A 15,904-nucleotide genomic window follows, 5' to 3' on the forward strand; every position below is an offset into this window, starting at 1 on the left:
TATTTTTTGAACGTATACATCATAAATTCTTGTGAGCATCGAAACTACGATAATCCGGTGACTTTTTCGACATGATGCACCGCGTTGCCTCTGTCTGCATTTGAGGCGAAGGACGTGAACGGTTGAGTACTTCAGGAGTGGCAATGCAAAAGGTTTATTCCATCCAGTCTCTGAGGGCGCTCGCGGCGTTTTCGGTCTTGCTGTTTCATATAATCGGCGAACCGTTTACGATTGGAGCGGCCGGTGTGGATGTCTTTTTTGTCATCTCCGGCCTCATCATGGGATCGTTCGCGGCGACGGCGGGGCCGGGAGCGTTTTTATATCATAGGCTGGTCCGTATTGTGCCCCTATACTGGGCCGTGACCCTGGTAATGTGTGTCGGTGCGATGGCGGGTGTTTTCTCAACCTTCACCTTCACGCTCGAACATTTATGGAAATCGCTGTTTTTTATTCCATATGCAGGCGACAACGGCGAGGTGGTTCCCCTGTTGGTCGTGGGGTGGACCCTCAATCTGGAAATGTTTTTCTATATTGTCTTTGCGCTTGGACTTGCTTTGCGCGCGCCGCTGGCTGTGACGGTCGGCATCCTGTCCGCCATGGCTTTGGCAGGACAGGTTTTCAACTGGCAATCCCCCTTCATGCAGACCTGGACATCACCGCTTTTGCTGGAATTTCTTGGCGGCCTCCTGCTGTCGCGCTTCATGTTCCAGGGAATGCAAGCGGGTATCGCTGCGCTTGTCGTATCATTGACGGGTTTCGTTGCCGCAGCCCTGATAAGCGAGCAATCCGGAATGCTGCGCCTGATGACGTGGGGCGTGCCTGCCTTTTTCCTTGTGGCCGGATGCGTGTGGCTTGAGAACGCCGGATTGTGGCCAAAACGCCTGTTTAAACCCATCGAGATTGTCGGGGATTCATCCTACGCCCTTTATCTTCTGCATGGCCTGGTGATTTCAATCGTCCATAAGATACTGGCGCCCGGACTTCTCGCAGGAGTCGTCATTATCATCGTTGCGCTGACGGTGTCGGTCTTTGCGCATTTCCTGTTCGAACGGCCGCTGATCAAGCTTTTCAGACGCAGGTATGGCAGCGGGCCGCGCCGGCAAGACCAAGCCGTACCGGTGCGCTGACGCGAGGATTGGCCGGCATCGCGTATGAACAGTGTCATGCCGATACCATCATCGCCCGCAATATCCTGAATGACGTGGCGAGCGATCTGGCCGCTCGCCCCCAGAATGAGAGTTTTGGTCATTGCCCTGCCGCCCCGTTCAGATGCGTCTTGAAGAACGGCACCAGCTTTTGCAGTGCGAGGTCGACGGGCTCGGGCTTGTCGTAAAGATCGTAGTGAGACCAGTTCTCCAGCGATACGATCTGCCGGTCCTTTGAGGCTGTGGCGCGGCCGTAGATTTCCATCCCGTCACGATAGGCGCCGAAGGCGCCGACCTTCTGGCCGATCACCACCATCATCGGTTGGGTCATCAGCATCTCGGCAAAGGCGAAGGCGTCCCAACCGAGCGTGTTCTGGGCATGGCTGAACAGCATGCGCGTCCAGCCGCCGGGCTGCTGGCCGCGCGGCGTCTTGTAATAGTCGGTCGCCTCGAACACGTCGCGTTCAGTAAGGCCAGCGGCCCGCGCCGCATCGGGGCTGGCGGGGAGAAGTTCGTTGACCTGCAATTCGCCGCCGCGCGCTTCCTTGGTTCGCTGCGCTGCCATCGCTTCAAGCGCTCCGAGCGGATCGTAGTTGCTGAAGCCCTCGCGGAACAGCCGGCCGATATTGACCGGGGTGATCGCGACGACGGCCTTGATGCGCTTTTCGGTCAGCGTGGCGTTCAGCACATAGCCACCGCCGCCGCAGATGCCGATCACGCCGATCCGGTCGGCGTCGACATAGGGCAGTGTAACCGCATAGTCGATAATGTGGCTGATGTCCTCGACCCGCTGCGTCGGATCCTCGATCCAGCGCGGCTCCCCGCCGGATTCGCCCTGGAAGCTCGCGTCATAGGCAATGACGACAAAGCCCTGTTCGGCGAGCGCCTTGCCGTAGACATTGCCTGAAGTCTGCTCCTTGCAGCTTCCGAATGGATGAACGGCGACGATCGTCGGCCAGCTCCTGGCTGCATCGAAATTCGGCGGGAACTGGATGTTGGCGGCGATGTGCCAGGCCATATCGCGGTTCTGGATTTTCACGGATTCCATGATCGTTTCCTCTCGGTGAGGGCGGCATCGGGCCTAAGCGGCGTCCTGATGCACGTCAGTTTCGTCACTCGGCAGCCTGCGCAGCCGTGGCGGTGGCGGAGAGCTTCGCCTTGAAGAACGGCGCCAGAACCGAAACCGCCTCATCGACGAATTTCTGCCCGTCATAGAGATCCATGTGATTGGCCCCTTCGACGATGTGAAACGCCTTGTCCGTGCTCGCAGCACGGTTGAAGAGATCGTCGCTCATCCACTTGCTGCCCGCCACGCTGCCGGCGACGATCTGGATCGGTTGGGTCAGATAGACGTCGGCCATGTGATAGGCATCGTAGGTGATGATCTGATTGAGGCTGCGCAGCGTTGCGAAGCCCGGCGCGGTCGCGCACTCGGCACGCGGCGTGTGGTAATATTCCCAGGCCTGCCGTAGCTCTTCGTTCGGCGCGTCCTTTTCGGTCAGCGGCGCGAGCGGCATGGTGGCGTAACCCTTGCCTGCGGCGTCTGTCGTGCGGGCGTTCGATCCCGCCTCGACATAGGGCAGCGCGTCGATAGACCTGACGGTGTTTTCCCAGCCATTGCGGAACATCGAACCGATATTGACCGCGCTCACCATGCCGACCGCCTTGATGCGGCGATCCTGAATGGCGGCATTGGCGGTGTAGCCCGCACCGGCGCAGATACCCATCGCGCCGATCCGATCCTTCGCGACGTAAGGCAGCGTGGTCAGATAATCGATGACGGCGCTGATATCCTCGGTGCTGACATAGGGATTTTCGAGCTGGCGCGGTTCGCCGCCGCTCTCGCCCTGATAGGAACGGTCGAAGGCGATGGTGACGAAGCCCTGTTCGGCGAGCTTGCTGGCGTAGGTGCCAGCGGTCTGCTCCTTCACGCCGCCGCCGGGATGCGAAACGACGACAGCCGGCCAGGTTTTCGTTTCATCGAAACCTTCGGGGAAATTGATCACGGCCGACATCACGATGGTCGGGTTGTTGGAATTGTTGAAGCTGATCTTGCCCATTTCCAGTCTCCTTCTGTTGAGCCAGCGGCGGTTTGAAATTCTTTCCGGGTATCCACTTGCCGATGGAGGTAATCTACGTCAGAAAGATTGTGTCGATTAGACAGGGAATTCATATTGGGCCTATCACTGGAGTGATGAATGAGGCGGGATGAGATTGCCGATCTGGCGGCGTTCGTCGTCGTCGCCGAGGAGCGCAGCTTCACCAAGGCGGCGGCGCGTCTCGGCATGGCGCAGTCCGCCCTCAGCCAGATCGTGCGGCGGATCGAGGAACGGCTGGGTGTGCGGCTTTTGTCGCGCACGACACGGAGCGTCGCGCCGACCGAAGCGGGCGAGCGGCTGATCGCGACGCTCGGTCCCATGCTGCACGATCTCGATGTGGCCGTCGCATCGCTCGGCGATCTGCGGGATCGACCGTCGGGCACGATCCGCATCACGACCGTGGAGCACGCAGCCAAGACAATCATCGTTCCGGCAATGAAGCGGCTGTTGCCGGACAATCCCGACATCAAGGTGGAAATCACCATCGACTACGGTCTGGCCGATGTCGTTGCCGACCGCTTCGACGCGGGTGTCAGGCTCGGCGGCGACATTGCGAAGGACATGATCGCTGTGCGCATCGGACCGGACACGCCGATGGCGATTGCCGGTTCACCCGATTACTTTCAGAAGCATCCGGCGCCAACGTCGCCGTCGCAACTCGTCGATCATCGTGCGATCAATCTGCGGCTGCCGACATCCGGCACGCTGAACGGCTGGCGTCTCACACCCGGCGGCCGGGAGACGCGCGTTCGCATCGACGGGCCTCTGGTCCTCAACACCATCGACCTTATTCTCGACGCGACACTCGACGGGCACGGCCTCGCCTATCTGCCGCTCGATCAGGTTCAGCCGCATCTGGATGCAGGCCGACTGATGCGGGTGCTCGGCAAGTTCACGCCCGACCTGCCGGGCTATCACCTCTATTATCCCCACCGGCGGCACCCATCCGCCGCCTTCAGCCTGTTCGTCGAGACCCTGCGGTTTCGCGGGTAAGATTGAGAGTGCCGGATGAAACGATCCGGCTGGGGCTGCGTCAAAAGGCCCCTGCCCGAGTGCATGAATTGGCGTTGTTGAAGCAGCCGGTTTGAGGTAGCCCTATCCTCGATAGATTGTATCAAGTAACAGACTGGAAATACTCAAATGATGGATTGGGATTGGGTAGATTTGTTCCCCTTGGTCTTCTTTCCGTTCAAGATTATCGTGTTGGGCACGGGCATGTTCTTCGCCATCAAGTGGCATCACGATCAGGCGAAGAAGGAAAAGGGCCCCAGCGGCCCGTAAGCGCCCGCCGGTCGGGCAGCGGAAATTTCAGATCTCATCGGATGGATGTTTTCGCGCGTGAACCGGTGTCGGGGAACCCCATGGCGATAGTTGCCGATGCGGATGATCCAGCCGTCGCGAAGATGTTGCGTTTCGCACGGTGGACATCGATTTTGCCAGAACGGCTTTCGATTGCGCCACATCGTCGTTGAACGCCGGCGGGGATGCCTCCCCGCCGAAACGCATGCTGGAAGCGGATCGCCGCTCAGAACTCCTGCCAGTCGCCCTTTGCCGTATCCACAGCAGCGTTGCCCGAAAACGCCGAGGCGATCTTGCGTCCCAGCGCGCGGACCGGAGAGGCGACATATTTGTCGCTGCCACCGGCGCTGCGGACCGGTGCAGGCTGGCTCTTTGGCTGATAGGCACCGTCAGCAAGCCGGAACTGGGAAAGCAGCTGGTTGAGCGACGCCACTTCCTTAGCGAGGCTGTGGCTTGCGGCATTGGTTTCTTCCACCATGGCCGCATTTTTCTGCGTGTCCTGATCCATCTGGTTGACCGCCGTATTGATCTGCTGCAGGCCGGAAGACTGTTCCTGCGCGGCCTCCACGATGGAGACGACGTGCCGGTTGATTTCCTGCACTTCCGAAACGATGGTCGCCAGCGCCTTGCCGGTGTCGCCCACCAGCTGAACGCCCTGCTGCACCTGATCGTTCGAGGTGTTGATCAGCGCCTTGATCTCCTTGGCGGCATGGGCGGAGCGCTGGGCAAGCTCACGCACTTCCTGTGCGACGACGGCAAAACCCTTGCCGGCCTCACCCGCACGCGCGGCTTCCACGCCGGCATTCAGCGCCAGAAGGTTGGTCTGGAAGGCGATCTCGTCGATGACGCCGATGATATTGCTGATCTCATTGGCGGATTTCGCAATCTGCTCCATGGCGACCACGGCGCGGCGCACCACATCGCCGGATTGTTCGGCGCCCGCCTTGGCGCGGCTGACGATCAGGCCCGCCTCCTGCGCACGCTTGGTGGAATCCCTGACCGTCGTGGTGATTTCTTCCAGAGCGGCGGCGGTTTCTTCGACAGCCGCAGCCTGCTGCTCGGTGCGCTTGGCCAGATCGTCGGCGGCAGATTTGATCTCATCCGCACCCGCGCCGATGCCGCTGGCGTTCTGGGCCACCTTGGTCAGGGCCGCCTGCAGCTTTTCGGCAGACATGTTGAAATCGTTACGAACGGCGTCGAGCGTGGCGGTGAACGGCTGGCCGATGCGATAGGAAACATCGCCTTCCGAAAGCTTGGAGAGACCGGCTGCGAGATTGTCGACGGCGAACTTGACGTCGGCCGCTTCCCTTGCCTTCTGCTGTTCGCGCTCGATCCGGTCTTTCTCCGAGAGGCTGCGATTGGCTTCGGTTTCCTGTTCGAGACGAATGCGCTCGATGGCGTTTTCGCGGAAGACCTGCACGGCCTTCGCCATCTGGCCCACTTCATCCCGGCGCGCCATGCCGTCGATTTCCGTTGCCGTCTCGCCGCCGGCAAGCGACACCATCCGCTCGCGCAGGCGGGCGATAGGGGTTGTAATGCCGCGGGACGCCACGAACAGCGCCAGAATGATGCCGACCGCAAAAGCGATGCCGACAACCACCAGCGAGGTGAAGATGGTCGAATTGGTCTGGTCCGTCAGTTCGTCGCTTCCCTCGACGACGCCCTTGGCGAGTTTTTCCAGGAGGGCGGCGATTTCGTTTCCGGTCGAGCGGATCACGATGTCGGCCTTCAGGAGTTCGGCGGCGGATTCCGCATTCCGGTTGGCCGAACCGAATTCCACGGCCTTGTCGGTCAAGGCGATAATGCCCTGAGCCTGGCTCAACAGCTTGTCCAGCGCCGGCGCTTCCTCCGGGAAAATGGTTTTGACCCCTTTCAGGCGCGATATCAACGCTGTCCTGTCCGTCTCATATTCATGTTTGACGACCTTGAAGTCAGGAATGTCGGCGTCATAAGCCATGACCTGATAGGCGCCATAGGCCATGGCCTGCAGGTTACGGTTTGCCCGGGAAAGCTCCACCAGAGCGGCGTTGTCATTGGCGATAAAAAACGAGTAGGCCGTGTCCGCTTGCTTGTAATGGGTGGCCATATAGGCCGTGGCGCCAAGGCCGACGATGCAGAGCGGAAGAATGAGCGACAGGATTTTGGTGCGGATACTGGCGTTTTGAAGAAAAGACACGGAAAGCCTCACGTCATAAAAAAACCGCTCCTTCCCCGTGCCGGAGGTGTTCGGCAAGACTGACATTGCACGTCGAACGCCCCGATCATCGAGACTTCGCTAGCCGCATCATAGGCTCTGGCCGCATCTGCATCATGCATGCGCCGCAGAAAACCGCCTGTCCCTTCCAATACGGGAGGCCGCTCACCACGGTTGGCGCGGCGGCCCGCCAGCAGGCGGAAACGCCAGGCCGAATTCCCTGAAAAAAGCGGAAGCGAGCGAATTTTCAGCCGTCGCTCCCGGTCATTTTCCAGTAAAATGATTATAGTCAAAAACTTTACAATTCCTTCACGCCACGGTGGGCAAAGCACGGGTGTTTTTTGCCCCCGCAGACCGGTCGTCAACCACCCGGCGCAAAGGGCCGCGCCCTTCGCGTGGCCGCCCATCGCTGCAAAATGGCGGCCATGACGGCAAGTCCGGCCATGGCGGCAAATATCATGGCGATGTCGCGATAGGCGGCGGCAAAACCGAAGCGGGCAATCCATGGCTGGCTTGCCAGCGGCGAGATGAAATGCCCGAGAAACATCGAAGCGGTGACGATGCCGGCGATACGCCCGCGCAGTCTGAGCGGCGCCAGCATGATGGTGGTGGACATGATGCCCGGCATAACCACGCCAAGGCCAAACCCCACCACCGCAAGCGATGACAGCATGGCGACCAGCCCCTCGGCCATGGCGAGCAGCGCAAAACCCGTCGCCATCGACACCAGCCCGGCGGCAATGATGGCGGTCACGCTGGCCCTTGCCCGCAATCGCCCGAAATTGAGCGCCGCCAGCGCCCCGGCCAGATTGAAAATGCCGATGGCGTATCCCGCAATGCTGCCGGAAAACACTCCGAGCTCCCGCAGGAAGAACGGCAATTGCGAGGGGATGGTGTAAAACAGGGCGTTGACGAGAAATACCGCCAGCGCCAGCACACCCACCAGCAGCCAGTTGACCGCAAAGTCCTGGTCGCCGCCGGCTTTTATACGGCTGTCGCTCCTCACCGGTTCCGTCAGGAAGAACAGGGCCGCCGGCAGAATGAACAAGGCGACGGCATAGACCGCGAAGGGCGCGCGCCAGTGCAGATCCGCCAGCAAACCGCCCGCCACCACAAAAACCACGCCGCCGATCTGGGTAAAGGCCTGTTGCAGGCCGAGATAACGCTCCCGCGCCGGGCCTTCGAAATAATCGCCCACCAGCGCCGTGCCGATCGTCATGATGGCGCCGATCGCCAGCCCCAGAAAAGCGCGCCCGACGAGCAGGCCGACAAGGCTATCGGCAAAAAGGCCGGACATGCCGGAAAGGCTGTAGAGCAGGATCGCGCCGAGCAGCAGCCGCTTGCGGCCGAAGCGATCCGCCAGCACCCCGGCAATGGGCGCGCAGAAAGCCACGAAAACCGAGGGCAATGTCAGCACCATGCGGCTCATGATATCCACATGCGGCGTCGACAGGAAAGTCTGCTCAATGGCCGGCAGCGAAGGTGCGACCGTGGTTCCGGCCATGATGGTAAGCGTGGCGACGAACAGCAGCGTCACTTTCAAGGCGAAGGATTTTTCGGCCATCTCACGCCCCCTTGTAAGGCGTTGCGGACCGCGCCTGTTTCAGCGCACGCGCCCACCAGCCGAGCTTGTTCATCATCGTCTCCAGCGCGCCCGCCGCCGGCACACCGGCGTCGAACTGGCCCGCAGCATCGACACGATCCCAGGGATTGGCGAAGCTGACGACATCGCGGATCGTCACCGCATGCAGTTCCGCAAAGACGGGACGAAGCTGTTCGGCGGCGCGCAGGCCGCCGGAAATCCCGCCATAGGATACGAAGGCCACCGGTTTGGCGCCCCATTCGTCATAGGCGGAATCGATCAGCACCTTCAGCGCGCCGGGGTAACTGCGGTTATATTCCGGTGTGACGACGATGAAGGCATCGGCGCCATCGAGGCTTTGCCGAAGCTCCCGCACCGCGGCCCGCTCGGGCGCGTGATCCTGCGGCAGATCGAGTTCGCGCGGGTCGATGACCGCAAGCTCCAGTCCCGGCCGGGTCTCCAGCCGCTCCAGCAGCCATTTGCCAATAACATCGCAGAAGCGCGGATTGCGGGCGCTGCCGAAGATGATGCGGATGGAAAGTGTATTGTCGCTCATGGAACGTCCTTCAACAGTGTGTTCCATGTCCTGATAATTCCTCAACTATAGTTGAGGTCAATAGCCGTGCAGAAAAAAAGCGGCAGGTTCAAAACCTGCCGCATCGTCTCTCGCAGTGGCGTGGGGTGCTTCAGGCCGCGGCGCGCCGCAGCGCTGTCGCAACCTTGTGGATATGCGCCGCACCAATGCCGCAGCAGCCGCCGATCATGGTCGCGCCCGCATCCGCCCAGGAGCAGGCAAAACGGGAATAGACATCGCCGGTCAGATCCGCGCGCGTGCCATGCAGCCCTTCATTGGCGGCGGAATCGCCCTGCTCTCCTTCGAAGGCATTGGCGTAGACGCCGATTTCCAGCGACACAGCCTTTTCCGCGAAGACGGCGGCGGCCGTCTCGACGGCGGCCTTCATGACTTCCGGCTTGCTGCAATTGAACAGAAGCGCGGCGGCACCCGATTGCGCCGCCCATTCGGCGGCCGCCCTGACCGTTTCACCGGAGCGAAGCGCGGGCTCGCCGCCGGCCGCAGCCGCATCGTCGTTGAGCGTGAAGGAAATCCAGAACGGTTTGCCGGTCGCGGCAACGGCCTCGCGCACCGCCTCGCCCTCGGCGATCAAGCTGAGCGTCTCGCCGAGCCAGACATCGACATGGGGCGCGAGATTGTCGACCAGCACCTTCAGATAGGCCTGCACCCGCGTGGCATCGAAATTCTGCGGCTCATAGGAACCGAAAATCGGCGGCAGCGAACCCGCCACCAGCACCTTGCGGCCGGAAGCATCCGCCGCCTCGCGCGCCAGCCTGCCCGAAAGGGCGATCAGCGATGCGCCATCCTTCTGGAAACGCTCTTCGCCGATGTGGAAGGGCACCAGCGCATAAGAATTGGTGGTGACGACATCGGCGCCGGCTTCGATGAATTCCGCATGCACCTGCCGCACGATATCGGGCGCATCGATAAGCGCCAGCGCCGACCATTCCGGCTGTTTCAGCTCGGCCCCGAGCCGCTGCAATTCGCGGCTCATGCCGCCGTCGAGGATACGGATTGTGCTCATGGTCATACTCCCTGAATGTTTATCGCCTGACCGGCACCTGCTGTTCGACAAGGCCGAAACAGCGGGCGATGATGGCGGTGAGAATGAGATAAAAAACGGTGACGACGATCAGCGGCTCATAGACCAGAAGCGTATCCTGCCGCACCTTGTAGGCGACGGCGTAGAGGTCCATCACCGTCACGGTGAAAGCAAGCGGCGTGGCTTTAAGCTGCATCACCACCTCGCCGGCAATGGTCGGCAGCGCGATGCGGATCGCGCGCGGCAGCCAGATGCGGCGAATGAGGGTGAAACGGCCCATGCCGAAAGCCCTGCCCGCCTCCAGCTCGCCTTTCGGCACCGCCAGCAGCGCGCCGCGCAGAACTTCCGCCTCATAGGCCGCATAATTCAGCGTGAAGCTGACGGCTGCAAAGAAGAACCCTTCGCGCAGCACCGGCCACATGAAACTCTGGCGCAGGCCGGGGATCATCGGCAGAAGCGAGCCGACGCCGTAATAAAGCAGCCAGAGCTGGATGAGCAGCGGCGTGCCCCGGAAGAAGGTGCAATAGGCCCGCGCCAGGATTTTCGTCACCCGCCCGCCGCTCACCTGCGCAAACGCAAGCCCGATGGCCAGAAGAAAGCCGATGCTGACGGAGATGGTGAGCAGCGCCACTGTCTGCCATGCACCCGAAAGAAGCAGCGGCCAATATTTTGCGACCCATGAGAAATCCATGCCGTCCCCTCCTCAGGCCAGGGCCGGCTGGCCGCGCCGCACGCGGCGCTCGATCAGCGAAAAAACGAGGTTCGAAACAAGCGTGATGGCGAGATAAAGCAGGGCGGCGGCGAGGAAGAACAGGAAATATTGCTTGGTGCTGGCCCCGGCGAGACGCGTCGCCAGCGCCAGTTCCTGATAACCGACGACCGCCACCAGGGCGCTGTCCTTGGTCACCGCAAGCCAGAGATTGCCGAGCCCCGGCAAGGCGTTCGGCAAAAGCGCCGGCAAGACCACCCGGCGGAACCGTAAGGCCGGCGACATGCCGAAGGCGCGCGCCGCCTCGATCTGGCCGCTCGGAATGGCAAGGATCGCCCCGCGCAGCACCTCGGTCATATAGGCGCCCTGCACGAAACCCAGAACCGCAACGGCGGCGACGAAACCGTTCACCTCCAGCGGCGGCATGCCGGCCAGCAGCAGCAGCCGGTTGAGGCCGTCAGTCCCGGCATAATAAAGCCCGACGATGAGGATCAGCTCGGGAACCGCACGGATCGCAGTGGTATAGAGGTTGAGCAGCAGGCCAAGCGGCCTGTTGCCCGAAAGCTTGCCGAGCGCCCCGGCCATGCCGATGGCAAGGCCGATCAGATAGGCGCCGGCGGAAATGGCAAGCGTCGACGCCGCACCCTTCAACAGGGTGCCGCCCCATCCCGGAGGATAGGGAGACAGAAGTTGCAACGTGGTTTCAAGGCTTGCCATATGCGTGACCGATCAGACCGAATTACTGTCCGTAAATATTGAAGCTGAAGTACTTCCTGGTGATCTCGTCATATTTGCCGCTGGCGCGCACGGCGGCGATTGCCGCATTCAGCTTGGCCTTGAGTTCGGTGTCTTCCTTGCGCAGGCCGCCCGAAACGCCGAGACCGAGGATTTCCTTGTCGTCGGCGACATCGCCCATGTCGGCGCAGCAATCCTTGCCCGCATCGCTCTTCACGAAAGCGTCGAGAACAATGGAATCGCCGAAGACGTAGTCGATGCGGCCGGCCGCGAGATCCTGAAACGCCTCGTCCAGCGTCTGGTAGGTCTTCTCATCGGCGACACCGGCAAAATATTTCTTGTAATATTCGGACTGGATCGTCGCCACCTGAATGCCGATGGTCTTGCCCTTGACGTCCTCGGCCGTCGCACCCGCCTTTTCGCCCTTGGCGCCGATCAGCTTGCTCGGCGTGTTGTAATATTTGTCGGTGAAATCGATGATCTTCTGACGCTCCTCCGTGTTCGACATGGAGGACCAGATAACGTCGAATTTCTTCGTCTGCAGCGCCGGGATGAGGCCATCCCATGACAGTTCCACGATCGAGCATTTTTCCTTCATTTCCGCGCAGACGGCATCCATGAGGTCGATTTCCCAGCCCTGCCACTTGCCGCTGGCATCCTTGGCGAAGAAGGGCGGGTAGGCCTCGTTCATGATGCCGAAGCGCACGTCGGCGCTGGCGGTGAAGGCGGAAAACGCAAATGCCGTTCCGGCAAGCAGCGTGGCGAAAAATTTCATTCAAGTCTCTCCTGTTAAAACGGACTGTCAGGCAAAAGGGTCAATTGGCGAGCGCGCCGGTAAATTCCCGGCAGCGGGCGCTCAAGGGGTTTCCGAACACCTGCGCCGGCGGCCCCGCCTCCTCCACCCGGCCCTGATGCAGAAACACGACCTGCGAGGACACATCACGCGCAAAGCGCATTTCATGGGTAACGAGCAGCATGGTGCGGCCTTCCTCGGCCAGATCGCGGATGACCTTCAGAACCTCGCCCACCAGTTCGGGATCGAGCGCCGAAGTGGGTTCGTCGAACAGCATCACCGCCGGCTCCATGCAGAGCGCACGCGCAATGGCGGCGCGCTGCTGCTGCCCGCCGGACAGGAATGCCGGATAGGCGTTTTTCTTGTCATAAAGCCCGACCTTGTTCAGCAGGGCTTCAGCCTTTTCGACCGCCTCCTGCCGCCTGACGCCGAGAACATGAACGGGCGCCTCGATGACGTTTTCGAGAACGGTGCGATGGGCCCAGAGATTGAAATTCTGGAACACCATGCCAAGGCCAGTGCGCAGTTTTTCCACCTGCCGCCAGCTTTTCGGCACGGCCTTGCCGTCCCGGCCGGTTTTCGTGGCGATTTCCTCGCCATTGACGATGACGCGGCCGCGATCCGGCGTTTCGAGGAAATTCATGCAGCGCAGAAAGGTGCTTTTGCCGGAACCGGAGGACCCGATGATCGAGATGACATCGCCCTTATGGGCCTGCAGCGAAACGCCCTTCAAAACCTCATGCGTGCCGAAGCTCTTGTGGATGTCATCCGCCTCGAGCGCGCAGGCGCCTGTATCTGCCATCGATTGACCTAGCCGATCCGTTTTTTGAGTGCCGCCGCGCCAATAGCCGGGGTTTCGCGGTGCGACGTGCACAATAACAAAGACTTGAGCCGCGCATGTTTAGCGAAAATAGCCGCAGACGCGCGCAACAATCGGCTCTTTTACATATTTGCAACGAAAAATCATTTCAAAATATCACCTGGAGCGAACGCCCTTGCAAGGACGTCGGGGCGATGCCCGCTCCGCCGCCGGGTCTCTCCTGTTCCGCCTCCACCTCGTCCTCCACCGGGGTGGTCTGCGCAAATCCCATTTTTAGTCATCCATGATGCACGGGAAAATAGCACCGCGATTGTGCGCTTTTCCTCGGGAAAGCGGAGCCCGGAGACAAAGGACAAGACGGAAGCTTGCCAAAATTGACGCCAGACCCCAAAAAATCGCCTACAAAAATTTATCCATATTTCATCCAAAGGTTGCTTGCTTGAGCGTATTTTGTTAACCTCAACCGAGGCGGTTGATACAGATTAATATCTTGATATTAATATGATTTATTCCAAATCCGATACTTTCGATCCCACCGGATTGCAGGTTTTATATCTATATTAATACATTCAAATATACGCTGCCTATGGTTGATTTCGTCAATGCACAAAAGGTGGGGGCCGACGGTGGACGTTCCGATACACACCCATATGGACGATGGCGATAGCGGTCACTTGACACAACGCCCGGTTCAAATCGGTGTGTCCGGCATCCGCCCCATGCGCAAGGAAGACGTTCCGGCTGTCGAGGCCGTGCTCAACAGCGCTTTCAGGAAGACCGGGCAGGAGCGGAACTTCGATTTCGGCTCCTATATCGAAAAACTGTTTTTCGGCAGTCCTGCCTTCAATCCGGAAAACGGCAGCGTTGTCTACGATGCCGGGGAGAACGGGGTCACCAGCGTCATCCTCGCCGTGCCCATGCGCTTCGTTGCGAATGGAAAAACCATTACCGCACGGCTGCTCTGCGCCTTCGCATCGGACGGGAAACGCGGCGCACTCGGCGCGGCGCGCCTGTCCCGCGGCATGCGGGCCTCCAAACACGACATGTTGTTCTCGGATACGGCTTCACCCGTCAGCGCCGATCATTGGGTGGCGACCGGCGGCAACATGCTGCCGATTGAAAGCCTGCAATGGCACAAGGCGCTCAAGCCCTTCTGCACCATCGCGCTGCGCATGCCGCGCCGTTCGAAACTGGCCAAGACCACGCTGGCGCTCGCCGCGCTCGGATTTGTGGATGGAATCCTGCGACGGTGGAAAAAGGGTCTGAGGCCGCAGGAGGCCGCCGGCGCCACGGTGAAAACCGTGGATTACGAAACCTTCCGCCGCAGGGCGCTCGCGATGATCGAGCGTTTTTCCATTCGCCCGGAATGGTCTCACGAGGAATTCCACTGGCTGATCGAGATGAGCAGGGCCAATGAAAGCCTCGGCGAACTGAAAGGCGTGTTGATCGAGAATGCCGAAGGCCATGCCATGGGTGCTGCGCTGTTTTTCGGCCAGCGGGGGAGAACGGCCTATGTGCTCAATCTCGTCTGCGATGCCGGTTGCGAAAACGACGTGCTCAACACCCTGTTCCGCCATTTCGATGACGAGAATTATGCCCATGTCACCGGCATGGCGCAGCCCTTTCTCATCAACGCGCTTTACCGCCAGAACCACATGAGCTTCCGCCACGACGGCTATTTCTGCATGGCGACGCGCGATGACGCCCTGCGGGAAAGGGCGCTGGCCGGCGATATCTATATTGGCGGACTGTGCTCGGAGAGCTGGAGTAAGCTCATCACCGACTATTGAGCCCCTGCCCCGCCTCACCACGGAAAACGGATCGAAACCCTCAAGCTTTGCCGAACCGTCCGACATTGGCCGAGATGAGATGGCGCAGCGCTTTCGCATAACGTTTGGAGCGCGTCTTGGCCGCCAGCGCGCTGGTCCAGTCCACCATCGACCCGTTAATATCGAAATCGCCGAGCTGGCCTTCGGGAATATCGCCCTTTTCGATGCGCTCGACGATGGAGGCGAGCGCCGCATAAAATTCCGGCGAGCGATAGGGCGGATGCAGTGAATACATGCCCTTGCCCGTGCCCAGAAAATCGAGGCGATAAACACCCGTGCGCATCATGTTCGTGCTCAGCACCTCCTCGGCGGGCATCGAGACAGGCTGCTGGTTATAGGCATAGGAGCGGATGCGCCGTTTGACATCGGGCTTGAGCAGTTCGAGCGAGCCGATGCGTTTCGCAAAGCGTTCCATGTCGATCATGAAGAGCCGGGTGGACACGGTGGCGAAACGCCAGGTGGGAATGCGCGACGGCAGCTTGCGCGGCGCAGGAATATTCTTCACGCCGGGCATGCCGACATGGCGGGAAATATCCAGATCGCCGCGCACCGTCGGCGGCCCGGAAAAGGGCGTGATGCACAGCGCATCCGGATTGGCCTTCTGAAGCGCGATGGCCTCGCCGAACCAGCTCTGGCTGCCGCCGCCGAACATCATGTCGCTGTCCATATGCAACACATAACGGGCATTGGCGCGTTTCAGCCCATAGAAATAGACATGGAAAGGCCCACCATCGAAAGCTTTGGCGGGATAGGGGATCGGCGAGCGGGGAAAGAAGGTTTCCGTCACGGCGTTGCGCGCCGCATCGCTGTAATCGACGATATCCACATGCAGATGCGGATAATTGGTCTGCATTTCCTCCAGCATGTCGAAGAGACGCTGGCGCGCCGCATCGAAACCGTTGCCCTTGTAGCGACCGGCCCCCACCTGGCCCGTATCGACGGTGAGGAGAATGCGGTCCACCTGTCCGCCCCAGACCCTGAGCTGATGCGGCAGGGTCAGGGCCGCGTGCGGGGCATCGAAGGGGTGCAGGTTGATTTGCAGCGCCTTTTGCACGGGAGGAAGCGGCATTTCAGCATTCATAG

16 protein-coding genes are annotated in these 15,904 nt (G+C 60.6%); 4 read left to right on the top strand and 12 right to left on the bottom strand.

Annotated elements, in window-relative coordinates; all coding sequences use genetic code 11:
* The first annotated feature begins 143 nt into the window (after positions 1-143).
* Positions 144-1,127 (top strand): polysaccharide biosynthesis acyltransferase UppZ, encoded by a 984-nt coding sequence (uppZ, locus tag I3J13_RS22335; protein WP_196380269.1) that lies wholly within the window; start codon positions 144-146, stop codon positions 1,125-1,127.
* A gap of 118 nt (positions 1,128-1,245) precedes the next feature.
* Here the strand turns inward: uppZ and I3J13_RS22340 are convergent, their stop codons facing one another.
* Together I3J13_RS22340 and I3J13_RS22345 are read right to left on the bottom strand one after the other, a co-directional pair.
* Positions 1,246-2,193: an alpha/beta hydrolase gene (locus I3J13_RS22340; RefSeq protein WP_196380270.1), complete on the bottom strand. Its 948-nt coding sequence runs from the start codon at positions 2,191-2,193 to the stop codon at positions 1,246-1,248.
* Positions 2,194-2,257: 64 nt separating this feature from the next.
* Positions 2,258-3,205 carry an alpha/beta hydrolase gene (locus tag I3J13_RS22345; protein WP_206696284.1) on the bottom strand — a complete coding sequence of 316 codons (948 nt, stop codon included), beginning with the start codon at positions 3,203-3,205 and terminating at the stop codon, positions 2,258-2,260.
* Positions 3,206-3,343: 138 nt separating this feature from the next.
* Between I3J13_RS22345 and I3J13_RS22350 the strand changes: the two genes are divergently transcribed.
* Together I3J13_RS22350 and I3J13_RS22355 are read left to right on the top strand one after the other, a co-directional pair.
* Entirely contained in the window at positions 3,344-4,237 is an 894-nt protein-coding gene (locus tag I3J13_RS22350; protein ID WP_020808871.1) for a LysR family transcriptional regulator, read from the top strand.
* Positions 4,238-4,384: 147 nt separating this feature from the next.
* Complete coding sequence (locus I3J13_RS22355) at positions 4,385-4,525, top strand: hypothetical protein (RefSeq protein ID WP_020808870.1); 141 nt, start codon at positions 4,385-4,387, stop codon at positions 4,523-4,525.
* A gap of 244 nt (positions 4,526-4,769) precedes the next feature.
* Here I3J13_RS22355 and I3J13_RS22360 read toward each other — a convergent pair whose 3' ends face one another.
* The 9 genes from I3J13_RS22360 to I3J13_RS22395 all read right to left on the bottom strand — a co-directional run bounded on the left by I3J13_RS22360 (position 4,770) and on the right by I3J13_RS22395 (position 12,974).
* On the bottom strand, positions 4,770-6,719 hold the full coding sequence (locus I3J13_RS22360; protein WP_196380271.1) for a methyl-accepting chemotaxis protein: 1,950 nt from the start codon (positions 6,717-6,719) through the stop codon (positions 4,770-4,772).
* Positions 6,720-6,727: 8 nt separating this feature from the next.
* The gene (locus I3J13_RS25685) at positions 6,728-7,030 is read right to left on the bottom strand and encodes a hypothetical protein (RefSeq protein ID WP_206696289.1); all 303 of its coding nucleotides are present in this window, start codon (positions 7,028-7,030) and stop codon (positions 6,728-6,730) included.
* 68 nt (positions 7,031-7,098) lie between these two features.
* Positions 7,099-8,301: an MFS transporter gene (locus I3J13_RS22365; protein WP_196380272.1), complete on the bottom strand. Its 1,203-nt coding sequence runs from the start codon at positions 8,299-8,301 to the stop codon at positions 7,099-7,101.
* A 1-nt stretch (position 8,302) separates the two neighbouring features.
* A complete protein-coding gene (locus I3J13_RS22370; protein WP_196380273.1) occupies positions 8,303-8,875 on the bottom strand; it encodes an NADPH-dependent FMN reductase in 573 nt (190 codons plus the stop codon).
* Positions 8,876-9,005: 130 nt separating this feature from the next.
* Positions 9,006-9,917: a homocysteine S-methyltransferase family protein gene (locus tag I3J13_RS22375; RefSeq protein WP_196380274.1), complete on the bottom strand. Its 912-nt coding sequence runs from the start codon at positions 9,915-9,917 to the stop codon at positions 9,006-9,008.
* Between the two features lie 19 nt (positions 9,918-9,936).
* Entirely contained in the window at positions 9,937-10,626 is a 690-nt protein-coding gene (locus I3J13_RS22380) for an ABC transporter permease (protein WP_196380275.1), read from the bottom strand.
* Between the two features lie 12 nt (positions 10,627-10,638).
* On the bottom strand, positions 10,639-11,361 hold the full coding sequence (locus tag I3J13_RS22385) for an ABC transporter permease (protein WP_078051708.1): 723 nt from the start codon (positions 11,359-11,361) through the stop codon (positions 10,639-10,641).
* A 22-nt stretch (positions 11,362-11,383) separates the two neighbouring features.
* On the bottom strand, positions 11,384-12,154 hold the full coding sequence (locus tag I3J13_RS22390) for a transporter substrate-binding domain-containing protein (protein WP_080815993.1): 771 nt from the start codon (positions 12,152-12,154) through the stop codon (positions 11,384-11,386).
* Between the two features lie 40 nt (positions 12,155-12,194).
* On the bottom strand, positions 12,195-12,974 hold the full coding sequence (locus I3J13_RS22395; RefSeq protein ID WP_020808861.1) for an ABC transporter ATP-binding protein: 780 nt from the start codon (positions 12,972-12,974) through the stop codon (positions 12,195-12,197).
* 737 nt (positions 12,975-13,711) lie between these two features.
* On the opposite strand from I3J13_RS22395, the gene I3J13_RS22400 reads away from it, so the two are divergent.
* Positions 13,712-14,782, top strand: coding sequence for a GNAT family N-acetyltransferase (locus I3J13_RS22400; protein ID WP_196380307.1), 1,071 nt, complete (start codon positions 13,712-13,714; stop codon positions 14,780-14,782).
* 40 nt (positions 14,783-14,822) lie between these two features.
* On the opposite strand, the gene uppG is transcribed toward I3J13_RS22400, so the two are convergent.
* Positions 14,823-15,902 (bottom strand): polysaccharide biosynthesis glycosyltransferase UppG, encoded by a 1,080-nt coding sequence (gene uppG / locus I3J13_RS22405; protein WP_196380308.1) that lies wholly within the window; start codon positions 15,900-15,902, stop codon positions 14,823-14,825.
* Between the last annotated feature and the right edge of the window lie 2 nt (positions 15,903-15,904).

Source organism: Agrobacterium leguminum (assembly GCF_015704895.1).
Lineage (GTDB): Bacteria > Pseudomonadota > Alphaproteobacteria > Rhizobiales > Rhizobiaceae > Agrobacterium > Agrobacterium leguminum.